We start from the raw sequence: 16965 nt of genomic DNA, 5'->3' as shown, positions 1-16965 counted from the left end.
ATTCAGACCGATGTCGCGCTGGCCATCGTCATCATCGCCGAAATCAACGGCGCACCGGCGTTCCTCGCCATCGCGGCCCCGGCAGAGGACGCTTGATCAAACTGCTACTTCGTCACCGCGCTGTTAACTGAGCGTCCACAGAACCGGTAGCAGGTGAGTGCAGCTCATGCTCGACGAGTACGGCCCGAAGGGCCCAAGATCTGGCGTGTCCGAAAGGCGCCGGAGCGCCTTGCGGGGGGTATCCAGAACTATCCCAGCTTTTCTCGAGATCTCTTTTCAAGAAGAGACATTTCCGCTGGCGGAACCTTACTGTCGATAATAAATAATTTTCCGCACGCAATATCAGGATCATTATTTCCCTGGTCACATCGGAATATCATATCTCCCTCAAATGCATCCGATTTTGATGGCTCTGCCGGAAATCGCCCGAAAAGCGTAATGTACCTTGTATTTGCAACTAGAAACATCGTTTCGTCTCGAATCATGACAAGGCCAGTACACAACTGCGGCTCGCCTCGGAGATAATTCATTTTAAACATGAATAACTCTGGTGTTTCAAAGAACGAAATGACGAAATCGCTGATATTATTTTCTATATGTCGGTATCTTTCTTCCAAAATAACTTTATACGATCCAGACATCCCATGTGCGAATCCCTGAGATTCAAATTCTAGGCCCGCCGATTCAATTATCTGTTTGTATATTGGGATAAGTGAAATATGTTTAATATCACTTATAGCGCTCATTCCTTTAACAAAGCGTCGCTTTGCGTTATTGAATCCGCTTATATCTTTTTCATCGCGTTCATCTATCCATTTTTCTATTATAGATTTACTTGCAAAAGGTTTGATGCAGTTTATAAACTCTTTTTTTATTTTCGGCATGCGGAGAAGCTTCTCTGCCGTCCCAAGATGGACCAAGAATTCCGCTTCGTCGTCGATCACATTCGAGTTCTCGTCGTCCACGCTCTTACCCATTTTTTTGGATGGAAACGAAATTTTTTAAATTGGGCAGCCAAAAATCACAAGGGCTGCAAAAATTTCGCATATTCCGTTCAAAAAGTACGACAGGCTAGGTTTCTCTGAGAGCATTTGACAATAATCGTCTGGCGTGCGATTAGTTTTATGCAGTGAAAAGAAACATCTCCAATCTGCCGATTGCGTTGATCGGTCTGGAAAATTGGTCAACGCATTCGAGAAGGCGCCAAAGGGACGGTCGTATTTGTAACAAAGTGCGGCCGTCCCTGAAATTTTTATTGACATTGTCTCCGTTGTCATGACGATCAACTATGTCCCACTTCCAGACCGGGACAAGGCGCAGAACGATTGGAGATTTATATGCGCTCTATCACTCGCCGTGCTTGGTACTTCGAGGAGGTCATCCGAGAGGAGGCCTCAGACGAGCCTATGCCGCCCCCGGATCCCGCCCCACCCCCGGATTTGCCCCGTCACGTTCGGGAGGTGCCGCGACCGTACGCCTCCTGGTCGCACGGCTTCGACCCCGAGACGGATGAGTGGGGCAACCAGCTGGAAGAGGATTGAGGCCCAAATGCTCTTCACTGCGAGCGACATCACCAAGAGGCGCGCCATATGCCGCGCCTCTTTTTCTTTCGATTCTTGGGTGCCGGGCCTGATCGGCTGGAACACTTGATTTGCATCGAATGGCTGGGCGCGTCCTGCGGACCGCGCTCTCTTGCCTGCGGCAACGGAGCTCCGTGCTGGATCTCCGCCTTGCGGGACGATCGCTCGCGCGGGAAGGGGCGCCGTTGGCGCTGACAAGCCGCCGCCCGCGGTATCCCCCATCTTCCGTCGCTTCGCTCGATGCAGACCGGGGAGACCCCCACCGTGTCCGGGGCTTCCCCCCCTCTCTCCCCGCTGTTCGCCACGAGGCAGGGTTCAGGAGGCCCTGAACCCCTCGGGAAACGGTTTCCGGCAGGCGCCATCAGACCGAAGGCTCGCTCATGCGCTCGCGTACCTTCGGCGATTGGGCGCGCGAACTCGGCGAAACGATCATGCGCTATCTCGGGCGCGAGCTCGATCGTTGATCCGTTCATGCCGTGACTACTAGGGGCTCCGCCCCCGCGCGGCGCAAGGGACGCTGCGCTTGGCCGGGACGGTGTCCCCGGCCTTCCGCGGCTTCGCCTTGTGCAGGCCGGGTGATCCCCCTCCGTCCGGCCTACCCCTTTGCTCCTTGCTACCCCGGTCTCGCCGACGGGCAGGGTTGCAGCGCAGCGCTGCGCTTCAACCCAAGTCCAACAGGAGAATGACCATGAACATCCAGATCAAGGAGCCTGCGACCGTCGAAAGCGGCAGCGAGATCATCGTGCCGCTGAACAGACTCAAGAAGTCGCCCCGCAATGCCCGGACGACGCCGCACAGCGAGGCCCATATCGGGGCTCTGGCGGCCAGCATCGCCGTCAAGGGCCTGCTCCAGAACCTCGTGGTGGAACCCGAGGTGGAGGACGGGCGTCCCACCGGCTTCTATCTCGTCACCATCGGCGAAGGTCGGCGCCTCGCACAGATGCTGCGCGCCAAGCGCAAGGAGATCAAGAAGACCGAGCCGATCCGCTGCCTTCTTGACACGACCAATGATCCTCACGAGATCAGCCTCGACGAGAACGTCACCCGCGAAGCGATGCATCCCGCCGACCAGTTCGAGGCCTTCCGGCGTCTGGCCGAGGAACGGGGGCTGGGCGCCGAGGACATCGCCGCCCGCTTCGGTGTCACGGCCCATGTCGTGCGTCAGCGCCTGCGCCTCGGCGCGGTCAGTCCCCGGCTGATGCAGGTCTACCGGGAGGGCGGCCTGAGCCTCGACCAACTGATGGCCTTCGCCATCACCGAGGATCACGCACGGCAGGAGCAGGTCTACGACAACCTCTCCTATAACCGCGAGCCGTGGAGCATCCGGCGCGACCTTACCAAGACCAGTGTGGCTGCCGGCGACCGGCGCGCTGTCTTCGTCGGCCGGGAGGCCTACGTCGAGGCGGGGGGAACGATCCTGCGCGACCTGTTCACTGATGATCGGGGCGGCTTCTATGAGGATGTGCCGCTGCTGGACCGCCTCGTCACGGCGAAGCTCGACGAGGTGGCCCGGCAGGTGCAGGAGGCCGAAGGCTGGAAGTGGGTCAGTGTCCACACCGACTATCCCCATGCCCACGGCCTGCGCCGGCTCTATCCCCAGCCGGTGGAGCTCGCCGCCGAGGAGGAAGCCGCCTACGCCGCCGCGCAGGAGGCTCTTGATCGGCTCACGACCGAGTACGAGGCGTACGACGAACTGCCCGATGACGCGGATGCCCAGTTCGCGGCGGTGGAAGCCGAAATCGATCGGCTCGATGCCATGCGCCATGCCTACAGCCCGAGCGACAGGGCACGAGGCGGCGTCTTCGTCGTGCCCGGCCACGACGGTACGGCACGCATCGAGCGGGGCTTCATCCGCCCCGAGGATGATGCGGAGGCGGAGGTGGGCGGGGAGACCGGCGAAACGCAGACCGTGGCATCGGGCGAAGACCCCGACGGAGGGGATGAGATCGAGCGCGGCCTCTCGGACGCACTTCTGCGCGACCTCTCGGCCCACCGCACGCTGGCGATGCGGCTCACCCTCGGCAATCAGCCGGAAATCGCCCTGCTGGCTCTGACGCACGCGCTGGCGGCGCAGACCTTCTACAGGGGCCGGGAAATCGCCTGCCTCGAAATCCGGCCGACCAGCGCGCAGCTCGGCGGTCATGCCGATGGGATCGAGGATACGGCGGCGGCAGCGACCCTTCATGAGCGCCATGCCTCTTGGGCGGCGCGACTTCCGACTGACGCGGACGCTCTGTGGGGCTTCCTGGCTGTACTTGATCAGGCCAGTCTGACCGGATTGCTGGCCCACTGCGCGGCGCTGACGGTCAATGTGGTGCGGCTTCCTTGGGAGCGGAAGCCGGGCGTACAGGAAACGGCTGACCGGCTTGCACAGGCATCGGGCCTCGACATGGCCGAGCATTGGTGTCCGACCGTCGGGAGCTACTTTGGTCGGGTCACCAAGACGCAGATTGCCGAAGCCGTGCGCGAGGCTGTCGGAGAGGCGGCGGCAGACCGCCTGAGCGGGATGAAGAAGCAGGCCATGGCGGCGTCTGCCGAGGAACTGCTGGCCGGTTCCGGATGGCTGCCCCACCCCTTGCGAACCGGAGTGGTCAGGCAAGCCATGCAGGGGGCCGAGACGGCGGCCTGACATCCGGTGAACGCCGTCCACCGTTTGCGCCCGCGCGGTCATCCGCGCGGGCGTTCTTCATTGTTCGTTTGGAGCATGCCGCTAGCCTTCGGCGGACGTCCCAGCGGAATTCTGCTCATGTCAGTGGCAGGCAGTCGTCCCGCCAACCGATTTCCGGGCGTTCCTGCCTGACACATTTTTTGACACATACGCTGCCACATAAGGAAAATTAACAAGTAAAAACAATAATTTAACTCTTATTGACGAGGACTTAAAATGCCTCGGGCATCGCCCGTGTGGGTTCGAGTCCCACAGCGCCACCATCTTCCTGAGGCCCTTCTCACAGTGGCGACCGCCCCGACCGACGCGACGCGGCCGGGGGGCCGGGGGTTGCTCAATAGGGCTGTATCGAGCGCACTTCCCCCGCCGGGCACACGGCGAAGGAATATCCCGAATCCCGTCGGAAGATCCGGGTGATCAGTGGCAGGCCCGGGTTGTCGGTCGGCCAGGGCTTGCACTGGAGCATCTCCTCCGGCGTCGCGTATCCCTTCAGGTCGACATCCTGCGCGCCCGGTGCGTCGCATTCGCGCCAGGCCGCTTTCCATTTGAGCATAGGCCGTTCCGGAAACACGACGGCGAAGTAGATCGGCACGCCGCAGATGCGAAGACCCTCGGCTTCCAGCTGCGTCACCCGCGCTCTGGCGGCCTGCTCCGTGCCGTGGAAGCGCAGATAGGCGTTGATGTCCCGCCCGACGCCCTGGGCGAGGCCGACGGTTGAAATGAGCAGCGCGAAAGCAAAAGCCGATCCGGCGAGGACTCTCCGCGGGGAATAAGCGCCGGAATCCCGGAACGACCATGCGATGTAGAACAGCATCCCGCATAAGAGGGGGATCACATTGTAATGCGTGGGCGGTGCACGAAGGGCGGCCCACCACATAACGGGTATGAAGAGTATGTTCCTGTAGTCGATGGCGATCGCGAGGGCGACGCACACGGCCAGAAATACGCCGTAGAGGGGGAAGAAATCCGAACGGATGAAATAGCTGAATACTTCGCCATCCTCGCGCTGGGCAAGAAATTCACCCTGCGCGGCGAGGCCGCTCAGGAGGTCTCTCACCGGGTAGGGGTAGAGATACCAGAGCGCCGCATTCACGACGATGAAGACGACGAGGCATGGCAGGATCGCGCCGAGAACGCTGCGGAACAGTTCGCCGTTCATGCGCCAAGCGATGAAGGCGGCGTAGACGATCAGGCCGAGCGGATGGGTCCATGCGAGCAGGCTGAGGGACGCCGTCAGCAGCGGCCATTTCCGCTGGGAAAAAGCGAACTCGGCCACGACGCACAGGAGGATGGCGAGTGTCTCGGGCCGAAATTGCTGCTTTGTCTGCAGCGCAAAACAGACGACAGCCAGCGAGACGATCCAGGCCAGCGGGATTCGGGCATAGCGGCCGGTTATGTAGACGGTCACCGCCGTGATGACCGAGATGAAAGAAAGCGCGTAATATTGCCCGGCATTGCTGCAGGGGAAGTTCAGGAGATTTATGACGAAGGGCTGGAAATATCCGTGCCATATATGGCGTGATTGTCCGGATGTGTCTAAGCTTAACAATGTAGTGCCAAGTAAATCGTTGTAGCAGTAATTTATAGAGGAGGCTGCTAAGAATATGCTGTCTCCAATCGGGGACGGGTAGTTGATGGTGATATATATAGCTAGCCGAGCGCTTATGAGTGCGGGGCCGAGGAGTGCAATTGCATAGGTGAATATTCTGAGAAGGGAATTGGCGGTCGGAATATAGGTGGATCGTTCAGCCGTTGATGTCATCGCTTTGTTCGTAACTCGCAATTGAGCAGCGGGCATTTGCAAATGAGGGCGTCGGATGCCGGGTTCGCGCGCCTTGTGCGAAGACAGCGGAAATCCGGATCCGTGAAGCCTATCGCATTTTTCGCCGATGCACCTCGTTTTCGCCGCCTCGCACGCCGCGTTTTGAGTGCGGGTCCTGGTCGAGGCGACAATGGCAAGGCGCCTGCTGCGCCGGGGCGCGAAATCGTTGTAACTGCACGCATGGCCGCGCGGTGGCTTGTCGATTCGCGCGGGTCGGCGTTCTCTAGGCTGGCAATGCTGCGCCGCACTGGGTAATCCCTCGTCGGGTGGATCGTGGAGGAGAGATGAGGGTGTTGGGCGCCGGAGCGGGGCATGACTGAAACGCTGGTCGTCGGCGCCGGCTTTGCCGGAGCGGTGTGCGCGGAGCGTCTGGCCTCGCAGGGGCGCAAGGTGCGGATCATCGATCGGCGCCCGCATATCGCCGGCAACGCCTATGACGAGTTCGACGACAATGGCGTGCTGATCCATCGCTACGGGCCGCACATCTTCCACACCAACGCCAAGCGCATCTTCGAGTATCTCAGCCGCTTCACGCATTGGCGCTTCTACGAGCACCGCGTGCTGGCGGAGGTGCGGGGCAAGCGGCTGCCGATCCCGATCAACCGGACGACGCTGAACGGGCTCTACGGCCTCGATCTCGACGAGGCGGGCGCCGCCGCCTTCTTCGAGCAGGTGCGCACGCCGCGCTCGCCGATCGTCAGCAGCGAGGATGTGGTGCTGAACAGCGTCGGGCCGGAGCTCTGCGAGCTGTTCTTTCGTGGCTATACCCGCAAGCAGTGGGGTCTCGACCTGTCGCAGCTCTCGGCCGGCGTCGCTGCGCGTATCCCGACGCGGACCAACGATGACGACCGCTATTTCACCGACAGCTTCCAGTTCATGCCGGCGGATGGGTTCACCGCCATGTTCCGCAACATTCTGGATCATCCCAACATCACGGTGGAACTCGGCGTCGAATTCGAGAGCCTCGATCGCCGTGCGTTCGACCGAATCTTCTATACCGGCCCGATCGACGGTTATTTCGGCTACCGACTCGGCCGGTTGCCTTATCGCAGCCTGCGCTTTGAGCACGAGCACCTGCCGGATACCGATCAGGCGCAGCCGGTGGGAACGGTGAACTACCCCAACGCGCACGACTTCACCCGCATCACCGAGTTCAAGCATCTCTCGGGACAGAAGGTGAAGGGCACCTCGATCGTGCGGGAATACCCTTGCGCCGAGGGCGAGCCCTATTACCCGGTGCCGCGCCCGGAGAACGAGGCGCTGTTCCGCCAGTACAAGGCCCTGGCGGACGCGGAACGCGACGTCGTCTTCGTCGGGCGGCTGGCACAATACAGGTATTATAATATGGACCAAGTCGTCGGGGCGGCGCTGGGGGCGACGGAGTGATGGGGCCGCGCGCCAAAGTCGCCGTCTATGAGCCTAACGTGCCGATGCAGAATGCCGGTGGCCCTCGCGGCTATCTCTGGCAACTGGTCGAGGGCCTGAAGGACGTTGGCAGCGACGGCATCGAGTTTCTGTTCGAGTCGCAAGCGGGTATTCGCCAGCCCAACGGCCTTACCGAGCAGGCGTCGAAGCTGAAGGCCCTGTCGCCCGCCTTGTGGCGGCTGGGCAAGACGTTCCTGGCGGAGCGACTGCGCAAGGAGTGGATGGAGATCTATTTCAAGGATCTCGACAAATATTATCTGCCGGAGCGTGCCGAGCAGCGGCTGAAGGAAGGCAATTTCGACGTTCTTCACTGCCACACGACGCTTCATGCGCTGATGGGGCACAATTCGCTCACGCGTCTCGGCCTGAGGTCGAAGACGGTGCTGGTGCTGACGTCGCACAGTCCGGAGAAGCCGGCGGTCGAGCGTGCGGCGGTAATCATGGGGTATGGTCTCGCACCGTTCCTGCTCCCTCGTCTCAAGGTGCGACTGGATGCCATCGATACGCGAGGCGTCGAGGTCGTCGACCATCTGGTCTTCCCCTGCGAGCATTCGCGCAAGATATACGAGACGTTCTGGCCGGAGTTCGAGACGCTGGTGGGGCAAAAGCCGGTCAGCTATCTCATGACCGGCATCGTCGATATCGGGGAACTGCCGGATTTCGATCTCGATCTCGGCCGAACGGGGCAGCGACCGCTGATCTGCTATGCCGGCCGGCATAATCGGGTGAAGGGCTACGATCTCCTGATCGATGCGGCGCTGCCACTCGCGTCAAGAGGCGATGTCGCCGTCGTCGTCGCCGGAGGGGCCGGACCGATCCCGGCGCCGGAGCATCCCAACTGGATCGAGGTGGGCTGGACCAACAAGGTCCACAGTCTCATCAAGAAAAGCGACGTCTTTATTCTTCCGAACCGAAACACATATTTCGATCTCGTGGCGATCGAGGCGATGGCTCTTGGTCGACCCATCATCGCGACCGATACCGGCGGCAATAAAACCTTGGCGAAGTTGTCCGAGGGGGTGGTGCTTTGCGAGCCTACCCCTGAGTCGATCAGGGGCAAGATCGAGGAAGTGGTGGGCGACCGGACGCGATTGGCCGCCCTCGGCGCGGCGAACCGGTCGGCGTTCCTCGATTATTTGACGGCTAATAAATTTGCCGCCAGCTACAAGTCGGTCATGACGTCGATCGCCGCGCGCGGCCCACGCCCTTAAACCAGCTGGCGGAACAGCTGTCCTTCGAGGTCGGCGATGCTGGGCAGGCACAGATCCGCGGCGGCGGCGAGGGTTTCCTGCCGGCCGGTGCCGGTGAGGACGCCGATGCGCAGGCCGGCGCCGCCCGACCGCGCCATCTCCATATCGTGCAGATTGTCGCCGACCACGGCGATCTCGGCCGGCGCGATGCCGATGGCTGCGGCGAAGCCGAGAAGCATGCCCGGTCCCGGCTTGCTGCCATGGCCGCTGTCATAGCCGATGGCGCAGCGGACATGGCCACTCACGCCGAGCGTGCGGAGTGTCGCGCGGATGGCCGCCTCGCTGTCGCTGCTGGCGATGCCGAGGATCAGACCGCGCGCCGTCAACCGCTGAAACAGTGCGTCGAGATCGGTCACGGGCACCGCGCGGGTCGCTGACTGGGTGAAGAGGTCGTCGAGCGCCGCGGTGAGGTCCGCCACGCCATAGGGGCTGCCGGCGGCGACCCAGGCCTGCGCGATCTCGCTGGTATTGCCGGCGGCCAGCAGGCTGTCGGCCCGCGTCAGGCCGCTTGCCGGGTCGATGCCGCCAATGTCGAGCAGGCGCATCGCCAGCGCGTGGTCGCCATGGGCGGCGAGGGCGGCGGCGGCGCGGTTGATGGTGCCCCAGGTCTTCTCGTAGTCGAGCAGCGTGCCGTCCTTGTCGAACAGGATGGCGCGGATGGTGGCTGGATCGGTCATCGGATCAACGTCACGTTCTTGGCGCCCGCGAGCACGAGGATGAGGCGCACGAGCAGCAGGCAGCCGACCACGGTCGCCATGATGCACACGGAGAAGGCGGCGGCCTGGTTCAGCGCGCCGCGGTCGGAGAGTTGCAGCACGGAGACGGCGGCGACCTGGGTGGAAGGGGTGATGAGGAAGATCACCGCCGAGAGCGAGACCATGGCCCGCATGAAATAGAACACGCCGATGCCGAGCAGGGTCGGCCAGATCAGCGGCAGCGTGACCTTGAACAAAGTGCGCAGCACGCCGGCGCCCAGCATGGTCGAGGCCTCGTCGAAGCTGTCGCCGATCTGGCCGAGGCTGGTCGAGGAGATCAGGAACGCCTGACTGTGGTTGTAATAGACGTTCAGGACGATGATCAGGAAGAACCCGCCATAGAGGAAATTGAGCGGGTTCGAGGGGCTGTTGAAGGTCAGCACATAGCCGAGCCCCAGCACCATTCCCGGTACGGCGGAGGGCAGCACGGCGAGCAGCGACAGCGTGCCGGTCAGCGGGTTGCGGAACTTGTTCACGACGATCGCCGCCGCGCCGGCGAGCAGCACGCCGAGGAAGGCGGTCGCGATCGCCACGGCGATGCTGTTCCACAAGGGGGCGATGCCGTTCTGCACGTCGAACTGGTAGTGCTTCAGCGTCAGTTCCATGTTGTAGGGCCAGAGCCGCACGAAACTGGCGAAGACGACGATGCCGACCACCGAGAGCATCAGCGCCGCGACGGTGTAGAGATAGAGCGCGAAACCGATATCGCGCTTCAATGCCGGCTTGATGACAAGCGGCCGCGACTGCGCGGTGAGCAGCGCGTGCTGACGGCGGGTGATGCGCTTCTCCAGCACCTTGGCGATCACGGCCGGCACCAACAGCACCACGCCGATGACGGCACCGAGGCCGAACTGGGCCTGTCCGATCACCTGATTGTAGATCTCGGTGGCGAGCACGTTGAAATCGCCGCCGATCACCATCGGGTTGCCGAAATCGGTCATGACCAGCGTGAACACGACGAAGCAGGCGGCGGCGAGGCCGAAGCGGGTGGCGGGCAGCGTCACTGTGCGGAAGATGCGGAACGGGCCGGCGCCCATCACCGTCGCGCTCTCATAGAGCCGGCCATCGGCGATGGCGAGCGAGGCCGAGAGAATGAGAAAGGCATAGGGGAAGGCGTAGAGCAGGTTGGCGATCGCCGTGCCCCAGAAGCCGTAGATCTCGATGCCGGCGTCGAAGAAGCGGTTGAGCGCACCGTTACGGCCGAGCAGCAGGATCAGCCCCTGCGCCTGCACCATGGACGGCGCGAAGAGCGGCATCAGCGCGACGATGCGCAGGAGGCTGCGCCCGGGAACGCAGGCGCGTTGCAGGCCATAGGCGTAGGCATAGGCCAGGGTGACGCCCAGCACGGTCGACATCGCCGACATCGCCGCGCTGTTGGCAACGAGCTGCCAGAAGCGCGCGGTCGACAGCGCCGAGCTGAAATTGCCGAGGCCGAAGCCTGCCGTCGTCTCGAAGCTGCGCGCCAGGATGGACAGCAGCGGCAGCAGGAAGAACAGGGCCAGCGGCAGCGCGACGGCCGCCGTTAGCAGGCCGGCGACCATCCGGTCGCTGAGGAAGCGGCCGCGTGTGGCTGCGGCCGGCAAGGGCTCGGAGCGCACGCTCATGCCAGCACCCGCAGCGCGTCGGCGGGCAAATGCAGCGTTACCATCTCGTCGACCGCGGGGATGCGGGTGCGGCCATGAATCTCGACGAGGATCGGCCGGCCGCCCATTGCGGGCTCCACCGAGACGCGCGTCAGGTTGCCGAGAAAGGCGACGTCGAGAATCCGGCCGGGCACGATGTTCTCGCCCACCGCATCCGGCGCGCCGATTCCCACATGCTCGGGCCGCAGGCCGAGGCTGCGGGCGCCATTGTGTCGGTCCTCCACCCGCAAGGGAATGTCGCCGAAGGTCGGTCGCCCATCCGCGCCGGCGGCGACGTCGATGAGGTTCATGCCGCCGATGAAGCTGGCGACGAAGGGAGTGGCCGGCTCGTCATAGAGCGCGCGCGGCGCGCCGACCTGCTCGATCACGCCGCGGTTCATCACCACGACGAGGTCGGCCATGGCGAGGGCCTCCTCCTGGTCATGCGTGACCATGATGGTGGTGATGCCGAGGCGCCGTTGCACCGCGCGGATCTCCACCCGCAATTCCTCGCGCACCTTGGCGTCGAGCGCGGAGAGCGGCTCGTCGAGCAGCAGTAGAGCCGGATTGGGCGCCATGGCCCGCGCCAGCGCGATCCGCTGCTGCTGCCCGCCGGAAAGCTGTGCCGGCAGCTTCTGCGCATGGTCGGCCAGATGCACCAGCCTGAGCATGGCATCGACGCGCTCGGCCACGGCGGGCTTCGCCCAGCGCCGGCACTCCAGCCCGTAGGCGACGTTGCGCGCCGCCGACATGTTGGGGAACAGCGAATAGGACTGGAAGACGATGCCGAAATTCCGGTCGCGGGCAGGGGTGTGCGACAGGTCCTGCCCGTTCAGGCGGATTTCGCCGCTGTTGGCCTCCTCCAGTCCGGCGATCACGCGCAGGAGCGTGGTCTTGCCGCAGCCGGAGGGGCCGAGGAAGCAGACGAAGGTTCCGTTCGGCACGTCGAGCGAGACGCGGTCGAGCGCGGTGAGACCCGCGAACCGCTTTGAGACATCCCGGATCGAGAGGCTCATGGCCGTGATCTCCCGCTTGTTCCGCTCAGCGCTCGTACTTCTTCTGCCAGGTCTCGATGATCCGCGCGCGGTCATTGGCGGCAGCGGCGAAGTCGACCGGGAACAGCACGGTGGAGATGTCGGCCGGCAGGCCGGCCTTGATGAAGCGTTCCGGCATGGTGCCGCCGGGCACGGTGACGATGGCCTTCCACTTGTAATAGGAGTCGGCGGCTTGCTTGCTCACCGTCCAGTCGAGGAAGCGCTTGGCGGCGTCCTTGTGCTTGGAGGCGGCGACCAGCGCATTGGCCTCCAACTCGTTGCCCGCGCCTTCGGACGCGATGACCATGGCGATCGGGTAGCCTTCCTCGATGTTCTTGATCGCGCGCAGCTCGAAGGAGGCGCCGACCGCGTACTCGCCCGCCGAGGCGGCGTTGCACGGCTTGGAGCCCGACTTGATGTACTGCGCGACGTTCTTGTCGAGCTTGTCGAGGAACGCCCAGCCCTTCTCCTCGCCCATCATCTGTAGGAGCGCGTCGACCTGGATGTAGCCGGTGCCCGAACTGGCCGGGTTCGGCATGACCACCTCGCCCTTGAACTTGGGATCGGTCAGGTCCGCCCAGGACTTCGGCATCGGCAGGCCCTTGGCGGCGAGGCGGTCCTTGTTGACGCAGAAGGCGGCCATGTAGCCGGTGACGGCGAACCACTTGCCGTCCTTGTCGCGGAAGCGCTCGGCCACCGCCTCGATGCCCTTGGGCTTGTAGGCTTCCAGCGTCGCACTAATGCGCGGGTCGACCATGGAGGTGACGGCGAAGCCCCACAGCACGTCGTGTTGGGGATTGCCGGATTCGGCGATGATGCGCGCGGCCAGGTCGCCGGTGGACAGGCGCAGCATCTTCACGTCGATATCGGGAAGCGCTTTCTTGGCTTCCGCCAGGAAGGCGGCGGCCTCGTCCTCTTCATAAGCGGTGTAGACGGTAATCGCCTCGGCGGAGGCGACGCCCCCGAACAGCAGGAGAGCCGCCGCCGTCATCAGCGCGCGTCCGCTCTTCATCGTCAGCATGTTCCCACTCCTCTTTGTTTTTGGCCTTCTGCGGTGGAAAAAGTCCGTTTCCGACCAAAGACGGAAAGGAATGTCGTTTTTCCAACATTTAGAAGCTAATGCAATTTGAAGGTCTGTAAAGACCAACTTCGATGCGCCCGGCGCTCAGGATATGTGCAGTCGGACGCCGGCCTCGCGGAGCACGCCCTGAAGTTCGGCGCGTGGCTCGGCATCGGTGACGAAGTCGGAGACGTCGGCGACGTTGCCGAGCTCGACCAGCGCGGCGCGGTCGAACTTGCTGCTGTCGGCGGCAAGGATGATGGAGCGCGCGAGCGTCATCGCCAGGCGCACGATGGCGACCTCGTTATGGTCGTCATCCGCCATGCGCCCATCGGCCTCGATGCCGCTCACCGCGATGATGGCGACATCGAAGCGGAAGCGGCGGATGAAATCGGTCGTGCCTTCGCCGAACACGCTGCCATCGACGTTGCGCACGAAGCCGGCGGGAACCGCGATCGTGAAGTCGGTGCGGTCGCTGAGCAGTGTGGCGGCGCGCAGGCTGTAGGTGACGACCTTGAGGTCGGTGCGGGCGGTCAGCGCCTCGGCGACGGTCTCGCAGGTGGTGCCGGTGTCGAGGAAGACCGAGGCGCCGTCGGGCACCAGCTCGGCGACGCGCGCGGCGATGCGGCGCTTGGCCTCGACGCGCTCCACCCGGCGCTGGCGGTAGGTGGTCGGGTCGATCGCGGCCGAGAGCGCGACGCCGCCGTGATAGCGCCGCACCTTGCCGAGCGCCGACAGGTCGGCGATGTCGCGCCGCACCGTCTGGGTGGTGATGCCGAAGCGTTCCGAGAGTTGCTCGACCGAGGCGTAGCCGAGCCGCTCCAGCAGCAGGAGCACTTCGCCCTGCCGGCGCGTTTTCTTGTCGGCCGGCACTGGTTCGCCCGGTCCGGGTCGCGTCGCGGCTGACTTGGGGATGCTCATCTGGAATCGGGCCGCGCCGGATTGTTCAGCGAATCTGGCATTTCTTATGGGCCGGCGGTCCCGCGCTTTCAAGGCGCGGGCCCGGCGGCCGATCAGGCCGCCTCGCCCCAGGCACGGGCGAGGATGCGCAGCCAGTTGTCCCGGCAGATGGCGGTGATCTCGCCGGACTGGAAACCGTCCGCCCGCAGGGCCGCGACCAGCGCGGGCAGGCCGGCGGCGTCGCCGATCTCCGCGGGGATGGTCGCGCCGTCGAAGTCCGATCCCAGCGCCACGCAGTCGATGCCCATGCGCTCGACCATGTAGCGGATGTGCCGGACCATGTCGGCAATCGGCGTCGCGGCGTTCTCCTGTCCGTCGGCGCGCAGCATGGTGGTGGCGAAGTTGAGCCCCACCAGCCCCTTGCTCTCGCGCACCGCGTCGAACTGGCGGTCGGTCAGGTTCCGCGCGACCGGGGTGAGGGCATGGGCGTTGGAATGGCTGACGACGAGCGGCTGCTCGGTGGTCTTTGCCACGTCCCAGAACCCCTTCTCGGTGATGTGGGCGAGGTCGACCACGATGCCGAGCCGGTTGCAGGCGCGGATCAGTTCGAAGCCGGCGGGGGTGAGGCCCGGTCCAGTATCCGGGCCCATTGGGTAGGCGAAGGGCACGCCATGGCCGAAGATGTTGTTGCGGCTCCACACCGGGCCGAGCGAGCGCAGCCCGGCGGCATGGAACGTCTCCAGCGCCGCGAGGTCGGGATCGATCGCCTCGCAGCCTTCCATGTGCAGCACGGCCGCGAAGATGCCGCGCGCGCCGGCGTCGCGGATGTCTGCCATGGAGCGGCAGAGCTTCCAGGCCCCCGCCCGTTCCAGACGGAAGGCGATGGCGGCGAATTCGAGCGCTGTGTCGAGCGAGGGCGCGCGTTCCAGCGGCGCGGCGAGCTCGGTCGCGTAGTGGCCCCGCTCGTCGGGCGCCTTCAACTCCAGACCGCCCGAGGGAATATAGATGGCGCATATCCCGCCGATCAGGCCGCCCTTGCGCGCACGCGGCGCGTCGAGATGACCCTGATCGGTGCCTTCGGCGAATTCGCGGATAGGGTCGATGCCCGCTTTGGCGTGCTCCCACAGGCGCAGCAGCACGTCGTTGTGACCGTCGAAAATCGTCTCTGTCAGCTGCGTCATCCTGCTCATCCACTCGCGCGCGCGGACGCGGCAACGATGGCTTCATGCGCATCATCCACCGCGATTCACCGGGAAATTGGGGCATGCTCTTGCACCTTTCGCCAGAGCTTTTCGAGGTGCGGGGCAGGATGTTGGGCGCATGTTCGACAAAGGGTGGACGATTCCTGCCTGGCGCCGGCACACGCATGGTGGACGGCGGCCGCAGAAGGGGTAAGTTCCGCGCCGCCCGGGGATGTCACATTCCTCGGGCGGTGGATCCGCCGGGCGACGCATAGAGGTGCGTTCGGGCCGGGTCTTCCCTCGTCAGCTTGTTTCATCGCCGAAGGACGCCGAGATCGTGGCCGATCATCATTCCCATTCCTCGCAACTGTCGCTGTCCAAGGACAAGATCCGCGTACTGCTCCTTGAGGGCGTGAACGACAGCGCAGTCGAGATCGTCAAGGCCGCCGGCTATTCCAGTGTCACGCGCCTGCCGAAGGCGCTGGACGGCGACGCGCTGAAGGAGGCGATCAAGGGCGTGCACATTCTGGGCATCCGCTCGCGCACCAACATCACCGCCGATGTGCTTGAGGCGGCGGATCGGCTGATCGCCATCGGCTGCTTCAGCGTCGGCACCAACCAGGTCGATCTCGATGCGGCCCGGGTTCACGGCATTCCCGTGTTCAACGCGCCGTTCTCCAACACGCGCAGCGTCGCGGAGCTGGTGATCGGCGAGATCGTCATGCTGCTGCGGCGAATTCCCGAGCGCTCGCGCGCCGCGCATGAGGGACGCTGGGACAAGTCGGCCAATAACAGCCTGGAAGTGCGCGGCAAGACGCTCGGCATCGTCGGCTACGGCAATATCGGCTCGCAGCTGTCGAACCTTGCCGAGGCGATGGGCATGAAGGTCATCTTCTACGACCACACCGACAAGCTGCGCCACGGCAACACCGAATCCGTCGGCAGCCTCACCGAATTGCTGGCGCTGAGCGATGTCGTGTCGCTGCATGTGCCGGAGACGCCGGCCACCGCCGGGATGATCGGCCGCCCCGAATTCGCGGCGATGAAGCCGGGCGCCTATTTCATCAACAACAGCCGCGGAACCGTGGTCGACCTCGACGCGCTGGCGGAAGCGCTGAAGGCGGGCCGCCTGCGCGGCGCCGCGGTCGACGTGTTCCCGGTCGAGCCCGGTTCCAACAGCGAGCGCTTCGTCTCGCCGCTGCAGGGGCTCGACAATGTCATCCTCACCCCGCATGTCGGCGGCTCGACCGAGGAGGCGCAGGAGCGCATCGGTGCCGAGGTGGCGCGCAAGCTGGTCGACTACAGCGACACCGGCTCCACGGTGGGCGCGGTGAATTTCCCGCAGGTGCAGCTGCCGGCCCGTCCGCTCGGCACCCGTTTCATCCAGGTGCAGCGCAATCTGCCGGGCATGCTCGGCCGGCTGAACGACGTGCTGGCCCGGCACCAGGTCAACATCGCCGCGCAGTACTACGAGACCAATGCCGATATCGGCTATGTCGTGCTCGACGCCGACGCCTCGGCGGCGGACAGCCAGCGCGTGCTCACCGACATCCGCGCGCTGGAGGGAACGATCCGCGCCCGGCTGCTCTACGAGCACAAGGTGTAAGGGGCTGAACCACGCAGCAACGTCATCCTGAGGTGCCGCCGAAGGCGGCCTCGAAGGATGGG

General features: G+C 64.0%; 12 protein-coding genes. 4 read left to right on the top strand and 8 right to left on the bottom strand.

Features of this window, described 5'->3' with window-relative positions; all coding sequences use genetic code 11:
- Positions 1-248 precede the first annotated feature (248 nt).
- The gene (locus tag ACO2RV_RS19080; RefSeq protein WP_423295822.1) at positions 249-944 is read right to left on the bottom strand and encodes a hypothetical protein; all 696 of its coding nucleotides are present in this window, start codon (positions 942-944) and stop codon (positions 249-251) included.
- 1324 nt (positions 945-2268) lie between these two features.
- Here ACO2RV_RS19080 and ACO2RV_RS19075 point away from each other — a divergent pair.
- Positions 2269-4209 carry a ParB/RepB/Spo0J family partition protein gene (locus ACO2RV_RS19075; protein ID WP_423295821.1) on the top strand — a complete coding sequence of 647 codons (1941 nt, stop codon included), beginning with the start codon at positions 2269-2271 and terminating at the stop codon, positions 4207-4209.
- 373 nt (positions 4210-4582) lie between these two features.
- Here ACO2RV_RS19075 and ACO2RV_RS19070 read toward each other — a convergent pair whose 3' ends face one another.
- Positions 4583-5797, bottom strand: a complete 1215-nt coding sequence (locus ACO2RV_RS19070) for a hypothetical protein (RefSeq protein ID WP_423295820.1) — start codon at positions 5795-5797, stop codon at positions 4583-4585.
- A 585-nt stretch (positions 5798-6382) separates the two neighbouring features.
- Here ACO2RV_RS19070 and glf point away from each other — a divergent pair.
- Together glf and ACO2RV_RS19060 are read left to right on the top strand one after the other, a co-directional pair.
- On the top strand, positions 6383-7456 hold the full coding sequence (gene glf / locus ACO2RV_RS19065) for a UDP-galactopyranose mutase (protein WP_423295819.1): 1074 nt from the start codon (positions 6383-6385) through the stop codon (positions 7454-7456).
- Positions 7456-8706, top strand: a complete 1251-nt coding sequence (locus tag ACO2RV_RS19060; RefSeq protein WP_423295818.1) for a glycosyltransferase family 4 protein — start codon at positions 7456-7458, stop codon at positions 8704-8706. Before glf ends, ACO2RV_RS19060 begins: the two co-directional genes overlap by 1 nt.
- Here the strand turns inward: ACO2RV_RS19060 and ACO2RV_RS19055 are convergent.
- From ACO2RV_RS19055 to ACO2RV_RS19030, 6 genes are all read right to left on the bottom strand, one after another.
- The gene (locus ACO2RV_RS19055) at positions 8703-9422 is read right to left on the bottom strand and encodes an HAD family hydrolase (protein ID WP_423295817.1); all 720 of its coding nucleotides are present in this window, start codon (positions 9420-9422) and stop codon (positions 8703-8705) included. The two genes, ACO2RV_RS19060 and ACO2RV_RS19055, sit on opposite strands and share 4 nt — an antisense overlap.
- Positions 9419-11104, bottom strand: coding sequence for an ABC transporter permease subunit (locus ACO2RV_RS19050; RefSeq protein ID WP_423295816.1), 1686 nt, complete (start codon positions 11102-11104; stop codon positions 9419-9421). Before ACO2RV_RS19050 ends, ACO2RV_RS19055 begins: the two co-directional genes overlap by 4 nt.
- Complete coding sequence (locus ACO2RV_RS19045; protein WP_423295815.1) at positions 11101-12138, bottom strand: ABC transporter ATP-binding protein; 1038 nt, start codon at positions 12136-12138, stop codon at positions 11101-11103. Before ACO2RV_RS19045 ends, ACO2RV_RS19050 begins: the two co-directional genes overlap by 4 nt.
- A gap of 25 nt (positions 12139-12163) precedes the next feature.
- A complete protein-coding gene (locus ACO2RV_RS19040) occupies positions 12164-13177 on the bottom strand; it encodes an ABC transporter substrate-binding protein (RefSeq protein ID WP_423295814.1) in 1014 nt (337 codons plus the stop codon).
- Positions 13178-13321: 144 nt separating this feature from the next.
- The gene (locus tag ACO2RV_RS19035; RefSeq protein ID WP_423295813.1) at positions 13322-14137 is read right to left on the bottom strand and encodes a DeoR/GlpR family DNA-binding transcription regulator; all 816 of its coding nucleotides are present in this window, start codon (positions 14135-14137) and stop codon (positions 13322-13324) included.
- Between the two features lie 92 nt (positions 14138-14229).
- The gene (locus ACO2RV_RS19030) at positions 14230-15297 is read right to left on the bottom strand and encodes a dipeptidase (protein ID WP_423295812.1); all 1068 of its coding nucleotides are present in this window, start codon (positions 15295-15297) and stop codon (positions 14230-14232) included.
- Between the two features lie 337 nt (positions 15298-15634).
- On the opposite strand from ACO2RV_RS19030, the gene serA reads away from it, so the two are divergent.
- Complete coding sequence (gene serA / locus ACO2RV_RS19025) at positions 15635-16903, top strand: phosphoglycerate dehydrogenase (RefSeq protein WP_423295811.1); 1269 nt, start codon at positions 15635-15637, stop codon at positions 16901-16903.
- Positions 16904-16965 lie beyond the last annotated feature (62 nt).

The organism is Ancylobacter sp. VNQ12, assembly GCF_049445835.1.
Lineage (GTDB): Bacteria > Pseudomonadota > Alphaproteobacteria > Rhizobiales > Xanthobacteraceae > Ancylobacter.
Note: the sequence above shows the minus strand (reverse complement) of the source record. Positions and strands in the feature narration are given on the sequence as shown.

Bases quoted from the DNA above. Each gene is read 5' to 3' on its own strand.
- ACO2RV_RS19075 (WP_423295821.1), top strand. From the start codon at position 2,269: ATGAACATCCAGATCAAGGAGCCTGCGACCGTCGAAAGCGGCAGCGAG.
- glf (WP_423295819.1), top strand. From the start codon at position 6,383: ATGACTGAAACGCTGGTCGTCGGCGCCGGCTTTGCCGGAGCGGTGTGC.
- ACO2RV_RS19060 (WP_423295818.1), top strand. From the start codon at position 7,456: ATGGGGCCGCGCGCCAAAGTCGCCGTCTATGAGCCTAACGTGCCGATG.
- ACO2RV_RS19055 (WP_423295817.1), bottom strand. From the start codon at position 9,422: ATGACCGATCCAGCCACCATCCGCGCCATCCTGTTCGACAAGGACGGC.
- ACO2RV_RS19050 (WP_423295816.1), bottom strand. From the start codon at position 11,104: ATGAGCGTGCGCTCCGAGCCCTTGCCGGCCGCAGCCACACGCGGCCGC.
- ACO2RV_RS19045 (WP_423295815.1), bottom strand. From the start codon at position 12,138: ATGAGCCTCTCGATCCGGGATGTCTCAAAGCGGTTCGCGGGTCTCACC.
- ACO2RV_RS19040 (WP_423295814.1), bottom strand. From the start codon at position 13,177: ATGCTGACGATGAAGAGCGGACGCGCGCTGATGACGGCGGCGGCTCTC.
- ACO2RV_RS19035 (WP_423295813.1), bottom strand. From the start codon at position 14,137: ATGAGCATCCCCAAGTCAGCCGCGACGCGACCCGGACCGGGCGAACCA.
- ACO2RV_RS19030 (WP_423295812.1), bottom strand. From the start codon at position 15,297: ATGACGCAGCTGACAGAGACGATTTTCGACGGTCACAACGACGTGCTG.